This is a genomic window from Pseudoalteromonas phenolica (assembly GCF_001444405.1).
In the GTDB taxonomy this organism is placed as follows: domain Bacteria; phylum Pseudomonadota; class Gammaproteobacteria; order Enterobacterales; family Alteromonadaceae; genus Pseudoalteromonas; species Pseudoalteromonas phenolica.
The window spans coordinates 649,445-675,260 of sequence record NZ_CP013187.1; the positions used below are offsets into that span (position 1 = coordinate 649,445).

Consider the following 25,816-nt stretch of genomic DNA (forward strand, 5'->3'; position numbering starts at 1 on the left):
TTAAAAAACAGCTAATTATTTTGAGTGTGGAAACCCGAGTTGACGCCATGATTCATAGACGAACACTGCAACTGCATTGGATAGGTTCATACTACGGCTATCAGGTTTCATCGGGATCCTAACTCTTTGCTCAGCAGGCAGAGAAAAAATGATCTCTTCGGGTAACCCTCGGGTTTCTGGCCCAAACATTAAACAATCACCCGCTTGGTACTCTGGCTCGTGATGATAAGTGCTCCCTTTAGTTGTGCAGGCAAACACGCGTTTAGGCTGCTCCGTTTCTAAATAGCTTTCAAAAGAAGGGTGGCGTTTTACTTCACTGAATTCATGATAATCAAGGCCTGCACGACGAATACGCTTATCATCCCATTCGAAGCCGAGCGGCTCAATTAAGTGCAATGTATAGCCGGTATTAGCACATAAACGAATGATATTTCCCGTGTTAGGTGGGATCTCAGGTTGGTATAAAACAATATCTAACATAATCACCTCTAAAGTTATTGAGCTAAGTATACCGAAAAGTATACTGAGCAATAAGTCATTTAGGTGTCTATACCTAATGAGAACCAATTAAGGAGTGAGTTTATGACGCGTCACTACGATGTACTAGTACGTTTTTCAAGTCTATTTACCATGGCTATCGTGAGTATCATGATCGCGGCAAAAGCGTGGGCTTGGCTGGCGTCAGGGAGCGCAGCTATGTTGGGCTCACTTACCGACTCTTTGTTGGATATTTCGGCATCTATGATGAGCTTTTTGGTTTTAAGCTATGCATTGAGACCTGCTGATGACGATCACCGTTTTGGACACGGAAAAGCAGAAGCATTAGCAGGGCTAGGTCAAGCTGCATTTATTTCTGGTTCTGCCTGCTTTTTAGCATTTCATGGTATTGAACGTCTGATCAACCCGGTACCACTCCCTCACTCTATGTTAGGCGTTTGGGTCAGTGGCTTTGCAATCATTTGTACATTATTGGTAGTGGCAGTTCAGCAATATGTGGTGAAGCACACTGAGTCTATCGCTGTAAAAGCCGATTCTTTACATTATAAAGGCGATATATTACTTAATATTGCAGTGCTAGTAGGTATTTACTTAGCATCAATAGGCTATGTATTTGCTGATTCAGTATTTGCCATTGGCGTGGCGTTTTATCTGTTGTTTAACTGCTGGGAAATTGCCAAAGAAAGCGCCAACCACTTAATGGACAAAGAAATATCAGACGAAGAGAAAGTCAGGTTGGTTGCTATTATTTCAAAGCATCCTGATGTACAGGGAGTCCATGATTTAAGAACACGGCAAAGTGGTAAACTGAAGTTTGTGCAGTTTCATATAGAACTCGATAAGCAGCTAAGTTTGCAGCAAGCGCACGCGATTTCAGCACAAGTATGCGAAAAAATACGCACGGCATTTGGTGAGCATATTGATATTATGGTGCATCAAGACCCTGTTGCTTTAAATGAACGATGTGAATCACAAAATCCATAGAATTGCAGCATTAGTGGGTGGCGAATAGAATCAATTTCATTTAGTAACTCATGTTTTGCCATGGGAAATTCAGAAATACTGATGTTGTTTTGTTGTTGTGCCCATTGTTTTGTTGTGAGGTTGTCTACGATACTGTCTTGCTCTGCAAGTGCAATATGTACAGGCGTAGAACTTAAAAGCTCAGGCAATAAAAAGGTCCAATTTAATGCCGCTTGTAACCAGGCAAAGCTGACTCCGCCCAACTGTAGATGAGCTTGATTTGCATATAACGATCTAAAATGCGCATACCTTTCAGCGCTATTGGTTAACTCATTTTCAGAAAATGGCTTTTCAATATAACTAGCTTGACCAAACGCATAACGCTGCGAAAAACCTAGACGACATGCTGAACGTGCTACCCAAAGAGCAACTTTACTCGGAAAAGGCGCTGTATTTATCCCCAGCATAGGCGCACATATAAAGGCGCCTTGAACGTTTACTGGGTATCTTGCTAAATAATCACAACAAATCGCACCGCCCATAGAATGTGCCAATAAAAAGTAATCGCTGCAGAGTTGAGGTTTTACGATACTTTCGATAAAAAGATGTAAGTCATCGGCAAAGTCTTCAAATTGTTCAATATAGCCAAGCTGTTGATCAGCTGTGAGACGCGCCGATTGCCCTTGGCCAATATGATCGCAGCAGTAAACGGCAATATTATTCTGATTGAGTTCCCAGATTAATTCTCTATATTTATGGCTTGCTTCAATACGTCCAGAAATTAATACCACAGCATAATCAATATGTTGAGGCTGGTGGATGGTGTAGAACAAATTACCATTTTTACCCGTAAATTGGCTATGTATACCTGATTGCCAATGCTGCTCTATCACATCTATATTGTCGTTAAGTTGATCTGAATAGCTGTAAAACGTCATAGTGGTAATGTAATTGTGACCGTTAATCCATGTGGCTGGTGGTTGGTAAACTGAATATCACCATGGTGCGCAATGAGTGCGCGTTTGGCGATAGCTAAACCTAACCCAATCCCACCAGTTTGTCGAGCACGCGCACTATCAGTACGGTAAAATGCATTGCCTAGTTCGGCAAGTGCACTATCATCAACACCTTGACCATCATCTTTAATACAAATAATTAAACTTTCAGCGTTTTGAGCTATATCGAAATCAATATGAGTATTGGCATATTTGATGGCATTTCTAGTGATATTTTCAATTGCAGATGTCAGCAAGATAGCATCACAGCTTAGTTCAATGTCGGGAATAGCATTATTTGAGAGCGTCTTATTGTGTTGTTGCGCTTCAAATTTAGCATTTAGAAGTAACTCTTGTAATAAACTTGAAAGAGAGATTGGCTCAATAGTTAATGAGTGGTCTGTATATTCCAATCGCGAAAGAGTCAGTACGTCAGCAAGCATTTTATCTAAACATTGAGACTCTTTTTCTATACGCGCTAAATAGTTTTGAGTTGCATCACTGGCAGTATCTTGTGCCATAGCATTTGCCAAGTTTAAACGCGTCAGTGGCGTACGTAATTCATGAGAGACATCGGCCAACAACTGTTTATGCGCTTGAATACTATGGGTGAGCTTATCAGCCATAAAATTAAAGTCATGAATGAGTTGACCGACTTCGTCTTTTCGCTGAGAGTTAGTTGGTGCTCTAACATTAAGCTCTCCTTGTGCAAGGCGTCTTGCACTGCGACTCAAGGTATTGAGCGGTGTAATCAAATATATGGTTAAAAATACACTTAAAATAACAGAGGGAATAAATACCGCGAGTAACTTCATCCATGCCGGTAGCATACGGATGGAATGAAAGAGCATAGGTCGAGGCAGTTGTCTTATTTGATATAAACGATAGGCATCTTGATTGAGTGAAATATCGAGTGGACCATAGGCAATATAGCGCTCAGTTCTAATTTGGCTTGGGGTATTCTGATCACCAAGATCATTGAGTAGCGATAAGTTCAAATTTCGATCATTATTTTCAGTTGAGACCGTTTTATCTACATTGTCATGGACTAATAAAATCATGCTATGGCGTGATAAGCGCGGGTGATCAACGGCTTCCTGAAGCGTTCTATTTTTATTTTCAACTAGCCTGACAATATTTCTCTTTAAATGCTTAAGGCTATCTAAATGCCTGCCATGAAGTGGGTCATTATCTAATAGTTCACCTTGTAGGCGTGTAAATAGAACTAATAACAGAAAGATACAAACAATGGTCAGCCAAAATCCAGCAAATGCTTTATAAAATAGTCGACTACTCAGGACTTGTTTAATATTGGTTTTATTGAGCCAAAAAGACATAACCGCTGCCTCGCATGGTCTGAATACAATTTACATCACTGTGTTGCGCTATTTTTTTGCGTAAGTTACTGACATGCATGTCGATAGAGCGATCAAATGGAGCTAATCGGCGGCCCAGCACTTCTTGGCTGATGCATTCTTTTGTGACCACTTTACCGACTTGTGTCATGAGCAGCTGTAGAACAGCAAACTCAGTACCGGTTAATGTAAGTAGTACTTTATTAACATGTACTGTCCGAGCAGCTATATTTAGAGAAACGCGATTATATTCTATTATCTCAGCAATTTCCGCTTGCTTTACAAACTCGACACGGCGGGTGATGGCATTGATCCGAGCCAACAACTCTCTATGATTGAAAGGTTTAGAAATATAATCATCGGCACCTAACTCTAGACCAAATATGCGATCAAAATCATCGCCTTTGGCGGTTAACATGATCACGGGAGTCAGGTGAGTTTGTCGCAACTGTTTGAGTACTTCGAAGCCATCCAGTTTTGGCATCATGATATCAAGTAAGATTACGTCGAAGCTATTAGTTTTAGCCATTGCTAACCCTGCTTCTCCATCAAACGCTTGGCTGACAGTATGATTCTGACTTTGCAAGTATTCGCAAAGTAAATTACTTAATTCAATATCGTCTTCTATTAGTAATAATTGGCTCATAAGGCACCTGTCAACATCGTACTTCTTATCTCAAGTGTACTGATAATCATATTGTATTGCAGAACTTTACACACTCTTTACGTTCGCTTGCGTTACTTTGCATTGCAGAGCGTAGACTTATTTAAAAGTTAATCAGAGCTAACCCGAGAGAGAATTTATTATGAAACTATCAACTTTACTAAGTGCAATCGTTTTAACTGGCAGTATTTTAGTATCAGTAACAGCCAATGCAAAAGGTCATTCTGAACAGCGTGGAGACTTTTTACTCTCTAAGCGTGCAGTTGCTGCACTTGATTTAACGGTCGACCAGCAAGCGCAAATTAAATCGATTATTACAGAATTAAAAGCAGATAAAAAAGATAAAAAAGTAGAGCGAAAAGAAAATCGTGAAGCATTTCGAGCTTTGGTTGAAGCCGACAGTTTTGACGAGGACAAAGCAAAGTCCTTGATGTCTGATATCAAAGCTGAACGCTCAGAACTAATTATGGCACATTTAAAAAGCCGCCATCAGATTTGGCAATTGCTGACTGTAGAGCAAAGAGAAAAGTTAACTGAGATGCGAGAAAAACGTAAAAACAAGCAGCGTCGTCACCGCGATTAAATAGCATCTACAAAAGGTCTTCAACATAAAAAGGCGATTATCAATATGAGATAGTCGCCTTTTCTATATTTAGCACCGCCTTCTTTAACGGTGAAAGAGTTTATTGAAAGAAGTCATCGTTTTTAGCCAACATAGCTTCAATGTCTTCAATCATATCTTGTTTGGCTTGCTCATCAAGTTCCTCGTTTGCAGAGAGCTTACTTGATATTTTGTTATTTTCTTCAGACCATTCGCCTAAATCAATTAACTGACAACGCTTTGAACAAAAAGGACGGTGCGGGCTTTGTTCGCCCCATACGACATCGGCTTGGCAAGTCGGGCATTTTACAACTGTGGCCATCATCATTCTCTATTGATTTGGTTTGGCCACAGTGTAATTAAAACCAATGCACTTTGCTACCTGAGACTAAATTCTACTACTTAGATTTAAGTATCTAGAATTTAGTAACTGGTTACTCGGTTTATTTCAGCTAATGAGGTGACGCCTGCAGCGGCTTTTTTCAGACCCGAAATACGTAAATTGGCGAATCCTGCTTTTACCGCCATTTCAGCGATTTGAATCGAGTTGCCACCTTCCATAATAACTTGTGCAATTTCAGGTGTGATTTTCACTACTTCATACACACCGACACGGCCTTTATAGCCCTCGGTACAGTGTTCACAGCCATTGGCTTTATACAGCGTGACTTCGCTGATCCCTGCTTTTATAAATCCTTGGCGATTAAGCTCTTCTTCAGGCAAAGTTTCAGGCGTTTTACACTTAGGACATAAACGACGTGCTAGACGCTGTGCGATGATCAAGCTGATCGAGCTTGCTACGTTATATGCTGGTACACCCATATTCAGTAGACGAGTTAACGTTTCTGGTGCCGAATTGGTGTGTAGTGTACTCATCACCAAGTGACCTGTTTGTGCAGCCTTAATAGAGATTTCTGCGGTTTCTAAGTCACGGATCTCACCAACCATCACGACATCTGGATCTTGACGTAAGAAGGCTTTGAGCGCGTTGGCAAAAGTCATCTCTGCTTTGGGGTTGATCTGAACTTGGTTGATACCTTCGAGGTTAATTTCAACTGGATCTTCCGCAGTACTGATATTGCGCTCTGGTTTATTAAGAATATTTAAACCTGTATAGAGTGAAACTGTTTTACCCGAACCTGTTGGGCCGGTTACTAAGATCATACCTTGCGGCTGTGCTAAAGCATCCATGTAAAGTGCTTTTTGCTCAGGCTCGTAACCTAACACATCAATGCCTAACATAGCACTTGATGAGTCAAGAATACGCATTACGATTTTTTCTCCCCATAAAGTGGGCAGGGTACTGACACGAAAATCAATGCTTTTACGATCAGAGATCTTTAATTTGATACGGCCGTCTTGCGGTTTACGTTTTTCGGCGATGTCTAACCGAGACATAACCTTGATACGAGCAGATAACCGAGTTGCTAAGCTAGTTGGCGGGCTGGCCATTTCATGCAGCATGCCATCAATACGAAAACGAATGCGGTATTTATGCTCGTAAGGTTCAAAGTGTAAATCTGACGCCCCTTTTTTAATCGCATCCATCAAGATTTTATTGATGTAGACAATAATAGGGGCATCATCTTTGTCTTTTTCATCGTTGGTGTCTTGTTGCTGTTGAGTCTCTTCAACATCCATGCCCGAGAACTCTTTAAAGTCATCCTCGCTCATGGACAGGCCACCAGTGGCATCAAATAATTGATCTATTTTTTGTTCGAGCAGTTTGTAATCAACAACTACGACTTCGCATTGAAGACCAGTACTAAACTCAAAGTTTTCAAATGCACCGTAATCAGTAGGATCAGAGGTGGCAATATAGAGTTTACGACCTTTTTTTACTAGAGGTAGTAAATGATGCTGACGTATCAGTTTTTCTTTTATGAGCTCTTTTGGCAGCTGTTCAACGTCAAAGTCGCTTAAGTCGAACATCGGTACTCTGAACAGATCTAAGCATTGTTCAGCTAACTCTTGACTGGTCATCCCACTGCATAGACAGATCAGCTCTGCCGTTGACTGTGCCTCGGCTTGTTTTAATTTTAATTGCTCAGCGGTCACACGGCCGAGCGTAATAAACTTCCGTAAAAGGGGAGAGTGATGTTCCATAATGCCTCTATGACGACTTGAACTTAGCCTAGCTTAGCAAAAAATATCAAAGCAAAAAATAGACCTAACACAAAGTATTAGTTTTCTGCATATTGATTGCTCAATATGAGGTACAAAACTAATAAAGAGCATTAAAATTATTTACTTATTTTAGCTTGTTGTAAAAAAGTGCGATGTAGTGTTTCAACTTCAGTAAGTACGAGAGCAATTTCTCTGTGGTTATCAAGAATTGAATCGGCTTTTTGTCGCTTATCTTCCCGTGACATTTGTGATGCGATAATATTTTTTACTTGCTCGGCACTGACTGAATCTCTCGTTGCTGTTCGCGCTAGTTGCACCTCAACAGGGACATCAACCATGAGAGTGTGGTTGCATAGTGCATCGAGTTTGTTTTCGAAAAGTAGGGGGGCACTTAATACAACATAGGTGCTTTTGGCGTTATTTAGCCGTTCTGTAATATTCTGACGGATCATTGGGTGAAGTAAATTGTTTAACCAGCTCTTCTGTTCTGAGTCAGCAAAAATAATTTCACGCAGCTTGGCTCTGTTGAGTGAGCCATCCTCTAACAAAATAGTATTGCCAAAGTGCTTGGCGATGGCATTGAGGCCATCACTGCCAATAGCAACCACATCCCGAGCGATGACATCTGCATCGACAATTTCAATGCCTAAAGAAGCTAGGTGATTAGACACGAGAGTTTTCCCTGCACCTATGCCCCCTGTTAGTCCTAAAATCCAGTTACTCATACTTGTTTACCTGAAAAAGCGGGCTGAAAAATTAGCTTAAAAGAGAAAAGTACCAAGTTTGAATCTCGGTGCCATAGAGCATCGCTAGCCAACCAGCGATGGCCAAATATGGCCCAAATGGAATAGGTGTACTGTGCTCTTTACCTTGTACAGCTAATTGAATGCTACCAATGATGGCGCCCACAACACTTGAGAGTAAAACTATGGTCAAAATGGCCTGCCAACCCAATAGTGCACCAAAAATAGCTAACAGTTTAAAATCACCATATCCCATGCCTTCTTTGCCTGTGAGTAGCTTAAATGCCCAAAATACCGTCCATAAACTTAAGTAGCCTACTGCAGCACCGATAATGGCTTCGCTGGGGGCAATGGTATAGCCCATGACACTGGCAATTAATGCCAGCCAAACCAAAGGAAGCGTGAGCTGGTCGGGTAATAACATGTGATCGATATCGATAAAAATAAGCGCCATGAGTACCCAAGTGATAAAAATATAAAGAAAGCTGAGCTCAGTTGCGCCAAAGTGTAATGCAATCCAAAGTGAGGCAAGGGCAGTTCCTAACTCTACTAGCGGGTAACGAATTGAGATTTTTGCTGAGCAACTAGCACATTTGCCTTTTAACATCAGCCAGCCCAACAAGGGAATATTATGCCAAGCTTTAATTGGGGTTTTGCAATGAGGGCAAGTCGAGTTAGGTTTAATTAGGTTGAAAGTGTCGTTGCTCGATGTTTTTTGCTTGCTAGAGTTTGCCAATTCATCGGCCAACGATAAACGGCACTCTTGCTGCCACTCACGTTGCATCATGATTGGCAGTCGGTAAATCACCACATTTAAAAAGCTACCAATACACAGGCTAACTAAACCAACGGTCAAAAGAAAAAACCACTGTTGGCTTTGCATTAAATAAATTACTTCTTGCATTAAAACGTCACTTTCTAACAGTAAGAAAACGGGGCTTAAACCACTGAGCCCAGTTGGAAGATAGGTAAATACATGGCAATAATAAGACCACCAACAAGCACAGCAAGCACACTCATAATTAACGGCTCAAGCAGACTAGATAGACCATCAACTGCATCATCGACTTCTTGTTCGTAAATATTGGCGACTTTTTCTAACATGCCATCAAGAGAGCCTGATTCTTCGCCAATAGAGACCATTTGTATCACCATATCAGGAAAGAGCTTTGAATTACGCATCGCCCAGTTCATTTGGTTACCCGAGCTGACTTCGGCTTTGATTTCGGTAATGGCATTTTTATATATGACGTTGCCCGATGCGCCTGCGGCTGAATCAAGTGCGTCAACCAGTGGTACACCTGCAGCAAATGTCGTCGATAGTGTACGTGCGTAACGTGCTACAGCGGCTTTGTGTAAAATCATACCTACAACGGGTAATTGTAGTACTAGACGATCGTTAAAGTGGCGTGCTGCTGGTGAGCGGATCAAAGCTTCTTTATAAGAATAGATACTCACACCAATAACCAATAAGAACACCCACCAAGCTTCTTGCATAAACTCCGAGATACCAATAACGAATAAGGTAAACGCAGGCAGTTCAGCCCCAAAACTGCTAAAAATGTCTTGGAATTGTGGTACTACGAAAATAAGTAAGATCGACGTGACAATGAGTGCGACTACGACTACCGCAATAGGGTAGAACATGGCTTTTTTAATTTTTGACTTTAACGCCTCGGCTTTTTCTTTATAAACGGCAACACGGTCAAAAATTTTATCAAGAGCACCCGATTGTTCCCCTGAGTGAATGAGATCGCAATAGAGCTCATCAAAATAACGCGGGTAAGCACGGAGTGATTTTGCCAACGGCTGACCTGCTTTAACTTCATCGGCAATGCCGCCAATGAGTTTACTTAAACTTTTATTCTTTGCCCCAGATGAAATCATTTCTAAAGACTGGATAAGCGGTACGCCTGCAGTCAACATGGTGGCAATTTGGCGAGTGAAAATCGCAATGTCTTTGGCGGTGATCTTTTGACCGCCGGCACCTATACCAAATAAAGGTTTAGGCTTACGTTTTACTTTTGAGGGGGTAATACCTTGCTTACGAAGCTGGGCTTTAACAAGGGCAATACTAGTACCAGTCATTTCACCTTCGAGTTTTTTGCCTCGGGCGCTTAAACCAGTCCAAACGAAGGTATCGAGTTTATCTGCGGTATCTTTATCTTTTTTCATAAATAACCAAAAAGGGCTGTGTTAACAGCCCTTTAAGTTAGTGCGTCAAAATTAACGACAGCTAGCTGGTAAGTATTTGGCTTCAACACCATTAGTACCAGCTGAAGCACAAACCCAAGCTCTCACAGCAGATAATTCACCGCCAGTAGCTGTGTGAAAGTTTTTTGCAGCTGCAGCAGTACTAGCGTCAGCATTTAGGTATGGAGTTAGAGTAATGTTTACATTAGCACCCAGCTGAGGGATATTTTGAGCTGCGATAGTGATTACACCGTCAGCTGAAGTTTGAACTGATGCTACATATTGTGAAATACCACCAGTTGGTGCAGCTTCACCACAACCAAAGCCATTGGCAGTTGGAGCTGCTCTTAAACCTGTTTGAGAAACTTCTGAAATCGCTGTTTTACAAGTTGTTCCAGCAAGAATTACTTCACTCACTTTAGCGCGAGCAGTGTAATCTTGGTAAGCCGGTAATGCGATTGCAGCTAGAATACCGATGATTGCAACTACAATCATTAGTTCGATTAGGGTGAAACCCTTTTGATTTTGCGTCATGATGTGTCTCCTAAAGGAAAATTGCTAACTCACCGTGGTAAGCTAGGTTATTAAATAGTTATAAAGTTTGTATCAATGGGCAAAGTTTACACCCATTGTATTGCAAATTTATAGTGCTAACTCATTTAATGGGGCTACCACACAGTGAAACGAGCAATTAATAAACTGCTTATTACACTAAGGGGTGTTAGCGTGCGTTTACCTTCTTTTAATTGCAAAAAGTTGGGTTTAACGCGATACCACCATACAAAATTAAACTTTGAATACTTTACTTAACCATAAATGCCCATACTAGGTTATCGGCAATTACGTATTAAAATGAATAACAAATTTAATTCTTTGCTTACTCTAATTGTTAAACCTGATATTAACAAGAGTAAATAAGTACTAATTCTTATTTTTATCTTTAAATCTAATTATTTAATACTTAGCTTGAGATATTTTAATTGATAATTTCAGGAATAAATTAATATTTTGTTATCAATAAAGCAAAAGCCAGCACATTAAATTCTCTTTAAAATCAATTGTCAACAATTATGCAGCTATCCTGAATTACAGCAAATTACACCGAATCTGTGTTGAAGCGCATTGATAGGTCAATACTTTGTACATTTTTAGTCAGTGCACCACTTGAAATGTAGTCAACACCCGCCTGCGCGTATTCAGCTAAGATTTCAATGGTCATGTTGCCAGACACTTCAAGTTTAGCGCGCTTATTTGTGACTTCCACAGCTTGTTGAATTTGTTCAACACTAAAGTTATCCAGCATAATGATGTCACTACCCGCTTCAATGGCCTGTTTAAGTTCATCTAAGCTCTCGACTTCTACTTCAACTGGTTTTGCAGGGTGATTCAATTTTGCCTGTTTTACTGCAGCTGCAATTCCACCACAAGCTGCAATGTGGTTTTCTTTTATTAAGAACGCATCAAATAAGCCAATTCGATGATTTCTACCGCCACCACATGCAACGGCATATTTTTGTAATGCACGAAGTCCAGGTACTGTTTTGCGTGTATCAAGTAATTGAGTATTACTATTTGCTAATGCCTTTACATAATGAGCCGTGGTTGTTGCGGTACCTGATAGTGTTTGTACAAAGTTGAGTGCTGTACGCTCAGCTGTAAGAATGGCGCGAGCTGAACCTTTAGCTGTAAATAATTGACTGTTTGCCGCGACAAAATCACCGTCATTAACAAGCACGTCAACTTCTACACTAGCGTCAACTTGCTTAAATACTTCTAGAATAAGCTCTTTACCACAAAACACGCAGTCTTCACGAGTAATAACATAAGCATCGGCTTGTTGTGTTTCTGGAATTAACTGAGCAGTGATATCACCGTCTGCAGCAGACTGAAAATTCAAATCTTCATTTAAAGCTTGTGTGACTAATTCACTGATTAAAGCTGGCGTAAGAAGTTGGTTTTGCATACTAAGCGTCACTTATGTTGTCTAATTGCATTTGTGCGAGAGTTAAATTTTACTGCTTCCAAGAGTTTAAGACAATCGCACTAGTGAAATTTAGCAAAGCTTGTTAAGGTAAGGTTATTACCAAAGCAAATGGTTTTAGCTGTGAAACGAAGTGAATTTTGCTTGCCTGACACAAGCTTTGAGGTCACTCAAAGACCTTGTACATTTTATGATGAAAGACCCTCTGAGCAAGATGTCAGCCTATTAGTTATCCATAATATTTCATTACCTGCAGGTGAGTTTAATACTGAACATGTCGATGCTTTATTTACTGGGAATATTGATTGCTCAGCTCACCCCAGTTTTGTCGATTTGCAAGGTCTTAAAGTGTCGGCACATTGCTTTATCAAACGAGATGGGCAAGTGCTTCAGTATGTGCCATTTAATAAACGGGCATGGCATGCTGGACTTTCTGAGTTTAAAGGCAGAGCTCGCTGTAATGATTTTAGTATTGGAATAGAATTAGAAGGGACAGATACCACGCCTTATACTGATGCACAATATACCACCTTGGTAGCATGCGCTCGATATATTATGCAGCTGTACCCTGATATTACACCCACTCATATCGTTGGGCACTGTGATATTGCGCCGGGCCGCAAAACAGACCCCGGAGAAGCATTTGATTGGCAGAAATTTTTTAAGTTGTTAAGTGAATGAGTAAACTATGATTTTGATCTCAATAATTTTAGCGCTGGCCATCGAGCGGCTGGGAGCCAGAGATGCACATTGGCAGATTGATCATTACAGTAAAGGCTACCTCAACATGAGTCGGTCGCTACTGCAAAATAATTCATTATTAAAATCCCCATTTGTGTTTGCTCTATGGGTTTTATTACCTGCTTTAGGCGTATATTTTGTAATGGATTTAGCTGATTTCTTTCTTGTTGAGTTGGCGTTAAATGCGTTATTACTTTTAGTTTGCTTTGGTTGTGCTAAACCCCGCGCTTTGTATAAGGGTTATTTAAATGCACTTACTCGAGGTGATACTGAGGGGGCTACTTTATATGCACTTCAATTAGGCCAGCATCGTACTGAAGATCAACAGGGGGGTGAATGGCTTGGTCAAACTCTGGCTTGGGTCAACTTTAGGCATTATTGTGCAGTGATTTTTTGGTTTGTTGTTTTTGGAGCACCGGGAGCGGTTATGTATGCCGTTACGCGTAGTTTTTTTGATGAGGCGCAGCAAAGCGAAGAGAGTGTGCTTACGGCTCGTAGTAGCGTACTAGCTGATATGCTCTACTGGCTAAATTGGTTACCTGCACGTATTACCAGTTTTGGTTATCTAATAATTGGCAACTTCTCAAAAGGCACTGGGTGTTGGCTAAAATACGCGTTAGATTTTAAAACTCCGAACCGTAAAGTCGTGACGAGTACTGCGCTTGCAGCTGAGCAAATTGAACAACAATATGCAGGGTGCACATACGAAGCAACGTGTATGATGCGTTTGGTCAAACGTAATATTTTGTTTTACTTAGCGCTTATAGCTTTACTTACTTTGTTCGGGGGAGTTGCTTAAAACACTAAGCAAAGGTGAGAAACAACGATTACATAGGAAGCGACTCAAACCAGAGTCGCTTTTTTTCAGTCATTTTCTCGATTAAGCTATTTTCAACATTTAATGTTGGGATCACTTCGTCGGTAATATCGATAAGGTCACAGACTCCGGCAACATTCCACAATGACTCTTCTAAATCTTTTGCCTTGTGAAGTGCATAGTGGCTGACATACTTCAGTTCATTCGCTAAGTAGTCGGTATCTGGACGACCAGTTTTCGATACTTGTAGCTGGAACACAAATAAAACCTCTTTTCTGAGCGCTTTTTTAATAAATAGGAAGAGGCTATCTAGCGAGTCTTCATCTCTTAAAACCTGACTTTTAACTGCTTCATTTAAGGTTTTCTTATTAGGATCAAAGCGCATAAATAGGGTGTATTTTAGAGGTTTATCTTGCCGTGTTTGTTTGCGCAGTGCTTCTGATAGCTCATCTTCAATGAAGTTTGCAGGAAACACAGGGGCGATTTCTAATTGCTCTTCACCGCTTTGATTGAAATACTCTAAAACTTTGTGCAGCTGCGTTGGATAAAGACCTCGACCGACAGCACCAATGTTAAAATGAGCAGACTCTTTATGTAGATAGAGCGGAAGTTGGCACACACTCTTTGTGATCATATTTCGAAGTGCCGTCGATAGGCCTGGCACTTTTGGCGTTTCTTCACACGCTTGAAGTTTACTTTTGTTTTTATCAATGAGCTGTGTGAAAAACTCAATTGCAGGGTGTTTGCCTTCAGTCACTTTATGGACTTTTAAGTTAATGATCGTTTTTGATTTGCTTACCGCCATGACTTGATAGCGTAAGCGTTTTAAATCATGTTTTTTGGTAATTTTCTGCAACTCGGGTAAATCGAGATACACCAAATCACCTTTTTTAGCATCGGATATATCATTTAATTCGACTTGAAGGCCCATCACAGACAAGTCACGAGTATGGCCTTCTAAGATATTGCTATTGTCGCTGTGGAAAGCGATATCTGTTTTATATAAGTATCGTTTGTGAGCGCGAAGGTTTACATATTCTAACGCCACAACCTCCAGCGTTGGCGGGGTTGAGGATTTACCATGGCCAAAGTGCTTCAGTAAATTCACTTGTCCAGCGTCGTATTGGAATTTTTTATACTCTTCTGTGCGACGTGGATCAGTGATATCTGTGAGTAACATCAAGTTTTGTACATCTTGAATGAAACCTTGTACTCGAGGTGTCGGCCTTTTATTTAGCTTTTCGAGCGTTTTTCCTGCACTGGCCGGGAGTGAAAGGGGAATAAAAGCATCTTCATGATAACTTGGCATTATCTGCACTTTATAAGCTCGCCAGCTGTCTTTTTGCGCGCCAAACCCGAAAAACAGAGCGTTAAGGCTGGATTCTTGTTTTAACTCGAAATCAAAGGCTGAATAATAGTAAATCTTACCGCCATTTGAGTGGGTAAATGTATAGAGTACGGCCTCTTTGACCGCACTCTGAAGGTTGTTTAAATACGCTAAACGCTTTTGGTTAAAAATACTGTATAAACACGATTTCTTTCTTTCATCTTCGAAGTAATAATGAACAAACGCGTTATTTTCATTGGTTAACACCATTGAAGGCAGCGTGTGCTTATTGTTGACTTTACTAAGAAACACAAACAATGAACTAACTCGGGGCAGGTAGTATTGTTCATAGCCTTTGCACACAACAGCATCCATTGTGTTATCTAAATTAATCTTATAACGACGCTTGTTACCGTGTATAAAACTATTCAAAAACTCATCAAAGCCTTGGTTTTTTTCAACGAAAGTGCGCTTTAAACGAACAAACTGGTAATCTTGGCTTACAGGCTCAACGGCTACTACTTCGTATTGAATGCCACTTTTAAGACCCAGTTCAAAATCTTGCTCCAAACCAACCAGTCGAATACTCAGCAACTGACCTTTTTCAAACACCGCTTTTGGGTGTACTTTTATTTTGGCGCCACTTAAAGAAATATCTGAGGTATTGGCCGAAATAATATTATTCTTAGATACTTCAACCGTTATCTTGATCGAGTAATTCATCCTTTCTTCAATGCGGCTTTCATATGAGGCAAACTTTATTAATTTAGCCCCTTGATTGAGCGCTTGAGGTGGAGAGTCAGCATCATCTTGTGCTTGTTGCTGAGCTCGCTTTTGAATTACGCGAAAGTTATTATCTGTATTCATGACAGCTTCATATACCGCAAGGGTGTACTGACCGTGCTTGGCAATTTCTTGTTCAAATACGGTGATGGCTAAATCGTCCATAAAGTGTTGCTTGCCATCATGAATATAGGGTTTTACTTCACCTGAAACTTGTCCCCGCAGATCAATAAATCGGGCAATAGGCTGCGATAGACGAGACATTTCCATTTTGATCAAAAACTGATCGGGCTTGGTGAGGTGGGCTGTTTTTTGCGCAAAGAATCCATCAAAGCCAGGCGAGCCTAACTGTTGCTTGAGTTCTTCTATCAAAGGTTGATATTGTTGCAGCTTATCTTCAGCCATATAAAACCATTTTACTTGCCGAATTTTGTCATTGAACAAAACAGGCATTAATTTTCTTTTAGATTTCTTCGTTAATACTATGACAATAATTAGACATAGTTAACTTATTCTTGAGCAATAAATGAGTAAAGTGCCAGATTTATATGATAAAACTGAATATAATTTTACTCAGTGAATTTTAAAGCAAAAAGTGTGCCTTAGTATGGGAAAGAAAAAAACAGCATTTGTATGCAGTGAGTGTGGAGCCGAATTTGCTAGATGGCAGGGGCAATGCTCAGAATGTAAGGCTTGGAATACGGTCACTGAATTTAGAGTGCCCAGTGTTAAATCACCACCTCGCAGTTCAGCAATGGCCGGCTATGCAGGCATGGTCGATGCTAAGGTACAAACGCTTGATGAGGTAAACCTTGAAAGCTTACCCCGCTTTTCAACTGGTTTTAAAGAGTTTGATCGAGTACTTGGTGGCGGGGTGGTTCCAGGCAGTGCTATTTTGATTGGTGGTTCGCCAGGCGCGGGTAAAAGTACCGTTTTACTGCAAACCATGTGTTTACTTGCCGAGTCGATGAATACTTTGTACGTCACTGGTGAAGAGTCACTGCAACAAGTTGCCATGCGTGCCCACCGTTTGGGGCTACCAACTAACAAATTGAAAACCCTTGCAGAAACCAATGTTGAGACAATTTGCCAATTGGCTTTACAAGAAAAGCCAAGCATCATGGTAATTGACTCAATTCAGGTTATGCATATGAGCGATGTGCAATCAGCGCCGGGCAGTGTCTCACAAGTACGCGAAAGTGCCGCTTATTTGACGCGTTTTGCGAAGCAAAACCAAGTGGCCATTATTATGGTAGGTCATGTAACTAAAGATGGCACCTTGGCGGGGCCTAAGGTACTAGAGCACTGCATTGACTGCTCTATTTTACTAGAAGGTAGTAGCGATAGTCGCTTTAGAACATTGCGCGGTAACAAAAACCGTTTTGGAGCAGTGAATGAGTTAGGTGTGTTTGCCATGACAGGGCAAGGCTTAAAAGAAGTGTCTAATCCATCGGCTATTTTCTTAAATCGTGGTGAGGAACAAACGCCCGGTTCACTGGTGATGGTCATTTGGGAAGGCACGCGCCCGCTTCTTGTTGAAGTACAAGCCTTGGTCGATTATTCCCAATTAGCAAATCCTCGCCGTGTCACTGTTGGTTTAGAGCAAAACCGTCTAGCTATGTTGTTGGCGGTATTGCACCGCCATGGCGGTTTGCAAGTTTCCGATCAGGATGTGTTTGTAAATGTGGTAGGTGGCGTTAAAGTGTCTGAAACCAGTGCCGACCTTGCTTTGATCACCGCGCTTGTATCGAGTTTTAAGAACTTCTCACTCGATAGGCAACTTGTCGTTTTTGGCGAAGTTGGACTCGGTGGTGAAATTCGTCCTGTACCAAGTGGTCAAGAAAGATTAAGAGAAGCCGCGAAACATGGGTTTAAACGTGCTATTGTACCAAATGCCAATAAGCCGAAGGAGCTTATTGAAGGGATGGAAGTTATAGGCGTGAACAGTCTAAGCGAAGCCCTGGACGCGTTATTTTAATCAGGAAGTTAAAACATGAAAAAACCGCTTATCGCGATTGCTGTTATTGGCACAATAGCAGCGGGTTACGGTGTAACTCAATACAAAGCCAATGAAAAGCTGAATGACGAGATTGCTAAGCAGATCTCTGTTTTTGAAGAAACATCTGGTCTCTCTATTGATTACAAAGAAGCAAACTACTCTTTGTTAAGCCAAGAAGTTAGCCTGAAAGATATTCAGTTTAAAGGCCCAGAAGGTGAAGACCTTGCTGTGATTAACCAAATCATCATTGAAGGATATGAAGCTGACAAGATTAGTCCTTACACTTCGATGGACTTGCAAGGTTTACGTTTAGCACAGCCTTTAATTGAGCAAGCACAACAAACAGCACCTTCAGAGTTATTAAATGCAAGCTATGACATCACTTCAAGCTTAAAGTATGATGAAGCCAGCGGTAAGAGTGACTTCGACATTGGCTTTGTTGCTGGTGAAGTTGCCTCTATGGATATGGCTTTCTCGTTAGGTAATTCAAAGTCGCTTATGGAGGTGTCTCTTGAGTCGCAAAAACTGCAATCTCAAAGCCCACTTACCATGGAGCAAGAGCTGCAACTTCAAAGTAAAATGATGATGGCAATGCAAGAGCTGCAACCGCAGTCATTCAACTTTACTTTTAACAATAAAGGTCAGTTTGACACGGTTGTAGAGAAGCAATTGTCTGCAGTTCAATTAGATAAACTGACTTTTGTTCAACAAGCACAGATGCAAGTAGACATGCTGCCGCTTGCTGAAGATTCAAAGTCTGAATTAATGAACTTTGTAAATGGCTTAAATAGCTTAAATATTTCAATGCAGCTAAATGAAAACAAAGCGGTATCGCAACTTGCAATGGAATTGGCAGGCCTAGCTCAGCAGCCTGAAAAGTTAGCAGAGTTCCTTAACTTACAAGTTAAAGGTAGTTAAGCAACAGTACTATTTTTAGTTCAAAATTAAAAAAGGCTTCAGATGTGAAGCCTTTTTTGTTGCTGTTATTTTTATACCCAAACCACCTCAAGATACGAGGTTCAGCGAGAATTGATTGGCTGTCAGACAAGGCATCGATTTGAAGGTCTAGTGGTTCTAAATCGAAAATTGATAACGCAGTATGGAAGCCAATCAAACTCGCCCAAGGGAGCGTGCTTTCAGTCCAATTTCATCGTCAAAGAACTTGGAAAGGACTCGTCATTACACTGCGTTCTTTTCCTTGAACTAGAACAGAAGGCAGCGCTCTGAATCATGCATCTTGAGGAAGTTTGGGTATAGTTTTAATCTAAGCTGTTATATACACGCTTATTTTCTTCTTTGCTCAGTAACAATACTTCTGTGCCACAGATCATATCTTGCAGTGCACGCTTTTGTTTAAAGTCAACCAGTACCAGTAAATTACCTAAGCCTAATAGAGCAAATAAACTACGCGCCATGGCTTTTGGCCAAGACAGTAATTGACCATCAGGGGTTTGAACTTTTAAACGCCATGCTCGCATACCAATTGTTTGACCGCTCTTAGTCCAGAAATAGCTGAAAAAAATCATACTGACTAAAACTAACAAGATGCTGCGAAGGCCGTATAGAAGAGGAGTGGATTGAATCAGTGCAGACACATCTTCATGATCGCCCAATGAAATCATGCCTAACGAAATAAAGCCCTGAATAATGAGCAGGTATGCCACGGTAGTTAGCATAGCAAACGCGATCACGACTAAACCGTCATACATTAAAGAAGCAAGTCGGCGCATTAATCCAGCGCGAGGAAATTCAGACATCTTAGCCAACACTTAAATAAGAAAATAATGCAGCTATTTTACACAAAGCCAATGAAAATGGCGAAACTGCTGTTTATAAAAGTTAAGCGATTAAAATATCAGCAGTTAAATGGAGCAATAAAAAAATTGCTTGCTCCCACTAGGGGATGTTTGTATAGTGTTTTGCACAGAGATGAGGGCATAGAAAAAAAGCCTGAGCTCAAAGTGGTTTTTCTTTATTTTCTCTTGGTTAGAAGATCAAAGAAAAATTATGCCAGTGTGATGGAATTGGTAGACATGACGGATTCAAAATCCGTTGCCTTCGGGCGTGGCGGTTCAAGTCCGCCCACTGGTACCACTTTTTATGTAACCCTAGCCGTTTGGTTAGGGTTTTTTTATGCCTGAAATTCGTTGAAAGCATCGGATTTTAAAACTTCGGTAGCACCGACTTTATGTTGGGTCACTTATCTAATTATTTAGCGAAACGAACTTGAGCGCCACGAGGGTGGCGCTAATACAGGTTAAGAGTCCGCCCACTGGTACCACTTTTTATGTAACCCTAGCCGTTTGGTTAGGGTTTTTTTATGCCTGAAATTCGTTGAAAGCACTGCATTTCAACTTCTGTAGCACCGACTTTACGTCGGGTAAATAACATCTAAATTGAGCGAAACGAACTTGGGCGCCACGCGGGTGGCGCTCATACATGTTAAGAGTCCGTCCACTGGTACCACTTTTTATATAACCCTAGCCGTTTGGTTAGGGTTTTTTTATGCCTGAAATTCACGTAACAAAAAGCCGCGATAAATAACGCGGCTTCAACTAAACTTTTGGCTTTTTCTTACAAAGTCTCACTATACTCAGTAAGTACTTGCTCAACCCAAGTGGCAATGCGTTCTTCACTTTTTTCGTACTGACTGTCTTCGTCTAAAGCTAAGCCAACAAAGTGCGACTTATCTTCGGTGAGTGCTTTGGAGGCTTCAAACTCATATTCATCGTTATTTGGCCAGTATCCTAAAAAGGTCACACCCTGTGGTGCGATTTTATCGTGTAGCATGCCTAGGGCGTCTTGGAACCATTGGCCATAACCTTGCTGATCGCCCATACCGAATAGTGCGATGGTTTTACCTGCTAGGTCGACGTTTTCAATGTCGTCCCAGATTGATTCCCAATCTTCTTGTAGTTCACCAAAGTCCCATGTCGAAATACCGAAGATTAAAAAATCGAAATTTTCAGCGTCTTTTAAGTTCACATCTTTAATGTTGAACATAGACAGGGTGTCTTTGCCGATGATGTCTTGAATTTTTTCAGCGGCCATTTCGGTGTAACAGGTGGTTGAACCATAGAATAAGCCAATTTGCATGCGGTTTATCACTTCTTATAAGGCTGATATGATGGGGCAAATTTTACCTGATGACACTTTAAATTGATACAGGCGACCAGTGAGCGATTTTGCAGATTTTGAAAATGACATAACCGAGCAAGAAGATGTGATAGAAGCATTTATCGATGTGCTTTTTCTTGAGCATGGCTTGAGTGAAAATACTTTAGCTGCTTATCGCACCGATTTAGAAAAGTGCGATGCCTTTATGAAAGCAGAACAAGGCAGGGATAATCTACTTGAGGTGACGCAGCAAGATATTGAACAATACTTAGCACATCGTGTAGATTTGGGTTTAAAGCCTCGTAGCACCGCCAGAGCGATCAGTGCGTTAAAACGTTTTTACTTGCATTGGGTGAAGACGCAAAAAATCTCAGCATCACCTATGGTCAATATCGCATTACCAAAGACTGGGCAGGCAATTCCGAAAACGCTGACTGAAAACGAAGTCGAAGCCTTGCTTGATGCGCCCAATGTTGAAGACCCCATGGGGCTTAGAGACAAAGCCATGTTAGAGCTCTTATATGCAACAGGTCTGCGCGTCACAGAGCTGGTGGGCTTGCGCATGGAGCAAATTAACTTGCGCCAAGCCGTAGTGTTAGTCCGTGGTAAAGGCGGCAAAGAGCGCATGGTGCCGATGGGAGAAGAAGCCCAACACTGGATAGAGCTATTTATACAGCAAGGTCGCGCTTTAATGATTAAGCATGCCACCGACTTTGTTTTCCCATCAAAACGTGGGATAGGTATGACTCGTCAAACTTTTTGGCATAGAATCAAACACTATGCTATTTTGGCAAACATAACGTCGCCATTATCGCCACATACGTTACGTCATGCCTTTGCAACACATTTGTTGAATCATGGTGCAGATTTACGAGTCGTGCAAATGATGTTGGGCCACAGCGACTTATCGACGACACAAATTTATACCCATGTAGCGAGCGAAAGGTTGAAATCGCTGCATCAAGAACATCATCCACGTGCGTGATGGAATTTTTTTGAATTTATCCGGTCATACTGGATAGCAACGAAATTTATGAGAACAGAATGAAAAAGTTAATTTTAGCTGCAGCAATGGCGTTATCTACAGGCGCAATGGCTGAGCAAGTGACTGCTCCTTTAGCTGACGCAGTAGAAACGAAAGTAAGCCCAATCGAAACTCAGTTAAATAACTTAGGCTTAACAGTTAAAGCAATTCAAGATAGCCCAGTCGCTGGCTTAAGTACGGTTTTAACTGACAAAGGCGTATTTTACGTAAGTCCAGATGGTCGTTACCTGGTTCAAGGTACGATGATCGATGTTGAAAATCGTGAAAACTTAACTGAATCAGCTTTGAGTGGTGTTCGTAAAGACGGCGTAACTGAGTACGAAGACTCAATGATCGTTTATAAAGCTGAAAACGAAAAGCATCAAATTACAGTATTTACAGATATCACGTGTGGTTACTGCCGTAAGTTACACCGTGAATTAGATGATTACTTAAATGCGGGTATCACAGTTAAGTACCTTGCATTCCCTCGTGGTGGCTTACGCGGTAAAGGTTACAAAGATCTGATGAATGTGTGGTGTTCTGAAGATGCAGCAAAAGCATTAACAGAGGCAAAAGCGGGTGAAGAAGTGGCTGAAGTGAAAAACTGTTCTGCACCTGTGGCTGAGCACTACCAGTTAGGTCAGAGCTTTGGCATTTCTGGTACGCCAGCAATCATTTTAGAAGATGGTTCGATTATTCCTGGTTACCAACCAGCAGCGGCATTGGCGCAAGCGTTAGACGGTAAGAAGTCATAAGCGATAAAATTCGCTATAATCACCGTATTCTTAAAAAGGCCTAAGGGCCTTTTTTTGTTGTCTGTTAAATCTCAGTTTTAACGTTGTAATACTTGCTCTCTTAATTAACGCTTTTTGAGAGCAGGTATAAGGGTAAAAGAATAAATGCAAACCGTGATAGCAACACGTGAGCGCGTGGATGACAGTCATCTTCCTGCGCATCTTCATCCTGTAATTAAACAAATCTATGCAGCTCGCGGTGTAAGCGACCCTGTTGAGCTAGATAATCGTGCTAGCACCTTATTAAATTTCAACTTATTCAAAGATATGGATAAGGCCTGTGCTTTGTTAGTTGAAGCATTGCAACAGCAAAGTAAAGTCTTAATCGTTGGTGACTTTGATGCCGACGGCGCAACCAGTACCTCGGTATTGATGGAAGGGTTAGCATTATTCGGTTTCCAGCATGTCGATTATCTTGTGCCAGATCGCTTTAGTTTGGGTTATGGCTTAAGCCCTGCGCTGGCAGAGCAAATTGTTACCATCGCGCCAGATCTCGTGATCACCGTAGATAATGGTATTTCTTGTATCAGTGGCGTTGAGATTGTTAAAAATGCCGGTATTAAAGTACTTATTACTGATCACCACTTGCAAGGTGAGCAACTCCCAAATGCCGATGCCATCGTCAACCCAAATCAGCATAGTTGTAACTTCCCTTCAAAAAGCATTGCGGGTGTGGGGGTGGCGTTTTACTTGTTGGTAGCGCTGCGTCATAGCCTGCGCGAGCTGCAATACTTTGCGACTCAACAACAGCCTGAACCAAATTTAGCAGAGTTACTCGATATTGTTGCACTTGGCACCGTTGCTGACGTTGTGGCACTCGATGCCAATAACCGCACGTTGGTTTATCAGGGCCTAGCACGTATTCGTAGTGGTAAAACGCGACCGGGGATCACTGCACTGATTGAAGTGGCAAAACGCAATGCAGCGCGTTTATCTGCCAGTGACTTTGGTTTTGCACTCGCGCCGCGCCTCAATGCTGCGGGCCGACTGGATGATATGAGTCTAGGTATCGCCTGTTTGTTATCGAAAGACATCAACCAAGCAAGACGCATAGCAGGCGAGCTTGACGCACTTAACCATGAACGCCGTGAAATTGAAGCGGGCATGCAGCAAGAAGCGCAAGCTGTGCTGGAGCGCTTGGTATCGACACAACAAAGCGTGCCTGATGTTGTCTGTTTATATCAAGACGATTGGCACCAAGGGGTGATCGGTATTTTAGCCGGGCGCTTAAAAGAGCGTTATCACCGTCCGGCAATTATTTTTGCACAAGGTGACGAGGGTGAAATAAAAGGCTCATGTCGCTCTATCGAAGGCTTGCATATGCGTGACCTACTTGAGCAAATTAACACTCAGCACCCAGACCTAATTGCTAAGTTTGGTGGTCACGCTATGGCGGCAGGTTTAACCATTTTAGAGCGTGACTTTGAACGTTTTAAAATGGCGTTTACTGATGCTGCCAGTGCGATTTTGACCGAAGAGCATAAGCAAAGTGTGTTACTGACTGATGGCGAGTTGCCTGCGACCTGTTTCAATCTAGATTTTGCGCAACTGCTTCAGCAAGCAGGGCCTTGGGGTCAGCAATTCCCTGAACCTGTATTTGAAGGCGTATTTGAACTCATTCAGCAGCGTATTGTCGGTGAAAAACACTTAAAATTGGTTCTAAAACACTGCTCTGGTCAGTTAGTTGATGCCATCGCCTTCAACATTGATGTAAAAGCTTGGCCAAATACTGCTGCACAATATGCCAAATTGGCGTATCAGCTCGATATAAATGAGTTTAGAGGCAAGTTCTCACTGCAATTATTAGTGCGAGAAATTCAAGCACAACCCGCATAAATCCATTTATAGGGCACAAATTGTCTGTTATTATGGCGCGTTTAAAAATCACGCGCCTTTTTTATGGGCTGGAAAAGCATTCAGCCATTTATGTTAGTCGTGTGAGACGTTAATTTTTTTGGAGTAGTGAGCATGTTTGAAGTGAATCCTGTGATTAACCAAATCAAGGAAATTCGCGAACGCACTGAGCTGCTTAGGGGGTATCTTTGACTACGCTCTAAAACAAGAGCGCTTAGAAGAAGTAAACGCAGAGTTAGAAGACCCAGCAGTATGGAACGAGCCTGAAAAAGCACAAGCATTGGGCCGTGAAAAGTCGAATCTAGAAGTAATTGTTGAAACCATTGATAACCTTGTTGGTGGTGCAGATGATGCAGAAGGCTTAGTAGAGCTAGCGGTTGAAGCCGAAGACGAAGAAACCTTTGAAGAAGCACAAGCTGAAGTAGAAGGCTTAGTTGGTCAATTAGAAAAGCTAGAGTTCCGTCGTATGTTCTCTGGTGAACAAGATGCTAACGATGCCTACATTGACTTACAGTCAGGTTCGGGCGGTACTGAAGCGCAAGACTGGTGTAACATGCTATTGCGTATGTACTTACGTTGGGCTGAAGCGAAAGGCTTTAAAGTTGAAATCGTTGAAGCGACCGATGGTGATGTTGCCGGTATTAAAGGCGCAACAGTACGTGTATCTGGTGAATATGCTTACGGCTGGTTACGTACAGAAACGGGCGTACACCGTTTAGTGCGTAAGAGCCCATTTGATTCAACAGGTCGTCGTCATACTTCATTTGCGTCTGCGTTTATTTACCCAGAAATTGACGACAACATTGAAATTGATATTAACCCTGCTGATTTACGTATCGACGTATATCGTGCATCGGGTGCCGGTGGTCAGCACGTTAACCGTACAGAATCTGCGGTACGTATTACCCACTTACCAACGAATACCGTTGTGCAGTGTCAGAATGACCGCTCACAACATAAGAACAAAGCGCAAGCAATGAAGCAGTTAAAAGCGAAATTGTTTGAACTTGAAATGAAAAAACAAAACGCCGAAAAGCAGTCTCAAGAAGATGCTAAATCAGATATCGGTTGGGGCAGTCAAATCCGTTCATACGTATTAGATGACTCACGTATCAAAGATTTACGTACTGGCGTTGAAAACCGTAATACCCAAGCGGTACTAGACGGTGATTTAGACAAATTTATCGAAGCCAGCCTGAAATCAGGCCTTTAATCAACAAGCTAAACTAAGAGCTAA

At 41.5% G+C, this 25,816-nt stretch carries 24 protein-coding genes and 1 tRNA gene; 11 read left to right on the forward strand and 14 right to left on the reverse strand.

The annotated features are described in order from the left end of the window. Positions 1-15: 15 nt before the first annotated feature. Complete coding sequence (gene trmL, locus PP2015_RS02880) at positions 16-480, reverse strand: tRNA (uridine(34)/cytosine(34)/5-carboxymethylaminomethyluridine(34)-2'-O)-methyltransferase TrmL (RefSeq protein ID WP_058028849.1); 465 nt, start codon at positions 478-480, stop codon at positions 16-18. A 102-nt stretch (positions 481-582) separates the two neighbouring features. On the opposite strand from trmL, the gene PP2015_RS02885 reads away from it, so the two are divergent. After that, complete coding sequence (locus PP2015_RS02885) at positions 583-1,482, forward strand: cation diffusion facilitator family transporter (protein WP_083496495.1); 900 nt, start codon at positions 583-585, stop codon at positions 1,480-1,482. Here the strand turns inward: PP2015_RS02885 and PP2015_RS02890 are convergent. Genes PP2015_RS02890 through PP2015_RS02900 form a run of 3 tightly spaced genes read right to left on the reverse strand, consistent with a single transcriptional unit; the run spans position 1,434 to position 4,457 of the window. Further along, entirely contained in the window at positions 1,434-2,399 is a 966-nt protein-coding gene (locus tag PP2015_RS02890; RefSeq protein ID WP_058028850.1) for an alpha/beta fold hydrolase, read from the reverse strand. The two genes, PP2015_RS02885 and PP2015_RS02890, sit on opposite strands and share 49 nt — an antisense overlap. Further along, the gene (locus PP2015_RS02895) at positions 2,396-3,793 is read right to left on the reverse strand and encodes an ATP-binding protein (RefSeq protein WP_083496496.1); all 1,398 of its coding nucleotides are present in this window, start codon (positions 3,791-3,793) and stop codon (positions 2,396-2,398) included. Before PP2015_RS02895 ends, PP2015_RS02890 begins: the two co-directional genes overlap by 4 nt. Further along, the gene (locus tag PP2015_RS02900) at positions 3,774-4,457 is read right to left on the reverse strand and encodes a response regulator transcription factor (protein ID WP_058028851.1); all 684 of its coding nucleotides are present in this window, start codon (positions 4,455-4,457) and stop codon (positions 3,774-3,776) included. Before PP2015_RS02900 ends, PP2015_RS02895 begins: the two co-directional genes overlap by 20 nt. Positions 4,458-4,617: 160 nt before the next feature. Between PP2015_RS02900 and PP2015_RS02905 the strand changes: the two genes are divergently transcribed. Further along, on the forward strand, positions 4,618-5,058 hold the full coding sequence (locus PP2015_RS02905; RefSeq protein ID WP_058028852.1) for a Spy/CpxP family protein refolding chaperone: 441 nt from the start codon (positions 4,618-4,620) through the stop codon (positions 5,056-5,058). Positions 5,059-5,158: 100 nt separating this feature from the next. On the opposite strand, the gene yacG is transcribed toward PP2015_RS02905, so the two are convergent. The 7 genes from yacG to nadC all read right to left on the reverse strand — a co-directional run bounded on the left by yacG (position 5,159) and on the right by nadC (position 12,102). Beyond that, positions 5,159-5,398, reverse strand: a complete 240-nt coding sequence (yacG, locus tag PP2015_RS02910) for a DNA gyrase inhibitor YacG (protein ID WP_058028853.1) — start codon at positions 5,396-5,398, stop codon at positions 5,159-5,161. Between the two features lie 101 nt (positions 5,399-5,499). Further along, entirely contained in the window at positions 5,500-7,182 is a 1,683-nt protein-coding gene (pilB, locus tag PP2015_RS02915; protein ID WP_058028854.1) for a type IV-A pilus assembly ATPase PilB, read from the reverse strand. A gap of 137 nt (positions 7,183-7,319) precedes the next feature. After that, entirely contained in the window at positions 7,320-7,928 is a 609-nt protein-coding gene (gene coaE, locus PP2015_RS02920; RefSeq protein ID WP_058028855.1) for a dephospho-CoA kinase, read from the reverse strand. A gap of 31 nt (positions 7,929-7,959) precedes the next feature. Then, the gene (locus PP2015_RS02925) at positions 7,960-8,850 is read right to left on the reverse strand and encodes a prepilin peptidase (protein WP_058028856.1); all 891 of its coding nucleotides are present in this window, start codon (positions 8,848-8,850) and stop codon (positions 7,960-7,962) included. A gap of 35 nt (positions 8,851-8,885) precedes the next feature. Further along, the gene (locus PP2015_RS02930) at positions 8,886-10,121 is read right to left on the reverse strand and encodes a type II secretion system F family protein (protein WP_058028857.1); all 1,236 of its coding nucleotides are present in this window, start codon (positions 10,119-10,121) and stop codon (positions 8,886-8,888) included. A 51-nt stretch (positions 10,122-10,172) separates the two neighbouring features. Then, positions 10,173-10,673 (reverse strand): pilin, encoded by a 501-nt coding sequence (locus tag PP2015_RS02935; protein WP_058028858.1) that lies wholly within the window; start codon positions 10,671-10,673, stop codon positions 10,173-10,175. 562 nt (positions 10,674-11,235) lie between these two features. Continuing rightward, positions 11,236-12,102, reverse strand: a complete 867-nt coding sequence (gene nadC, locus PP2015_RS02940; protein WP_058028859.1) for a carboxylating nicotinate-nucleotide diphosphorylase — start codon at positions 12,100-12,102, stop codon at positions 11,236-11,238. Between the two features lie 141 nt (positions 12,103-12,243). On the opposite strand from nadC, the gene ampD reads away from it, so the two are divergent. Further along, positions 12,244-12,801 (forward strand): 1,6-anhydro-N-acetylmuramyl-L-alanine amidase AmpD, encoded by a 558-nt coding sequence (gene ampD / locus PP2015_RS02945; RefSeq protein ID WP_405127322.1) that lies wholly within the window; start codon positions 12,244-12,246, stop codon positions 12,799-12,801. A 7-nt stretch (positions 12,802-12,808) separates the two neighbouring features. Beyond that, a complete protein-coding gene (gene ampE / locus PP2015_RS02950) occupies positions 12,809-13,660 on the forward strand; it encodes a beta-lactamase regulator AmpE (RefSeq protein ID WP_058028860.1) in 852 nt (283 codons plus the stop codon). Between the two features lie 28 nt (positions 13,661-13,688). Here ampE and PP2015_RS02955 read toward each other — a convergent pair whose 3' ends face one another. After that, a complete protein-coding gene (locus PP2015_RS02955; RefSeq protein WP_058031526.1) occupies positions 13,689-16,193 on the reverse strand; it encodes a PilZ domain-containing protein in 2,505 nt (834 codons plus the stop codon). A 202-nt stretch (positions 16,194-16,395) separates the two neighbouring features. Between PP2015_RS02955 and radA the strand changes: the two genes are divergently transcribed. Then, complete coding sequence (gene radA, locus PP2015_RS02960) at positions 16,396-17,766, forward strand: DNA repair protein RadA (protein WP_058028861.1); 1,371 nt, start codon at positions 16,396-16,398, stop codon at positions 17,764-17,766. Between the two features lie 15 nt (positions 17,767-17,781). Continuing rightward, positions 17,782-18,705, forward strand: a complete 924-nt coding sequence (locus PP2015_RS02965; RefSeq protein WP_058028862.1) for a hypothetical protein — start codon at positions 17,782-17,784, stop codon at positions 18,703-18,705. 341 nt (positions 18,706-19,046) lie between these two features. Here PP2015_RS02965 and PP2015_RS02975 read toward each other — a convergent pair whose 3' ends face one another. Next, positions 19,047-19,544: an RDD family protein gene (locus PP2015_RS02975; protein ID WP_058028864.1), complete on the reverse strand. Its 498-nt coding sequence runs from the start codon at positions 19,542-19,544 to the stop codon at positions 19,047-19,049. Positions 19,545-19,796: 252 nt separating this feature from the next. Between PP2015_RS02975 and PP2015_RS02980 the strand changes: the two genes are divergently transcribed. Further along, positions 19,797-19,881, forward strand: a tRNA-Leu gene (locus PP2015_RS02980). Between the two features lie 480 nt (positions 19,882-20,361). Here PP2015_RS02980 and fldB read toward each other — a convergent pair. Continuing rightward, positions 20,362-20,883 carry a flavodoxin FldB gene (gene fldB / locus PP2015_RS02985; RefSeq protein ID WP_058028865.1) on the reverse strand — a complete coding sequence of 174 codons (522 nt, stop codon included), beginning with the start codon at positions 20,881-20,883 and terminating at the stop codon, positions 20,362-20,364. A gap of 79 nt (positions 20,884-20,962) precedes the next feature. On the opposite strand from fldB, the gene xerD reads away from it, so the two are divergent. The 4 genes from xerD (at position 20,963) to prfB (ending at position 25,792) form a co-directional block, all read left to right on the forward strand. Next, on the forward strand, positions 20,963-21,889 hold the full coding sequence (xerD, locus tag PP2015_RS02990; protein WP_058028866.1) for a site-specific tyrosine recombinase XerD: 927 nt from the start codon (positions 20,963-20,965) through the stop codon (positions 21,887-21,889). A gap of 59 nt (positions 21,890-21,948) precedes the next feature. Next, positions 21,949-22,686, forward strand: coding sequence for a bifunctional protein-disulfide isomerase/oxidoreductase DsbC (gene dsbC, locus PP2015_RS02995; protein ID WP_058028867.1), 738 nt, complete (start codon positions 21,949-21,951; stop codon positions 22,684-22,686). 144 nt (positions 22,687-22,830) lie between these two features. Continuing rightward, entirely contained in the window at positions 22,831-24,561 is a 1,731-nt protein-coding gene (recJ, locus tag PP2015_RS03000) for a single-stranded-DNA-specific exonuclease RecJ (RefSeq protein WP_058028868.1), read from the forward strand. A gap of 132 nt (positions 24,562-24,693) precedes the next feature. Continuing rightward, a protein-coding gene (gene prfB / locus PP2015_RS03005; protein WP_128724206.1) for a peptide chain release factor 2 occupies positions 24,694-25,792 on the forward strand; the annotation gives its coding sequence in 2 pieces (ribosomal slippage) (positions 24,694-24,768 and positions 24,770-25,792; 1,098 coding nt in all). Positions 25,793-25,816: the final 24 nt, after the last annotated feature.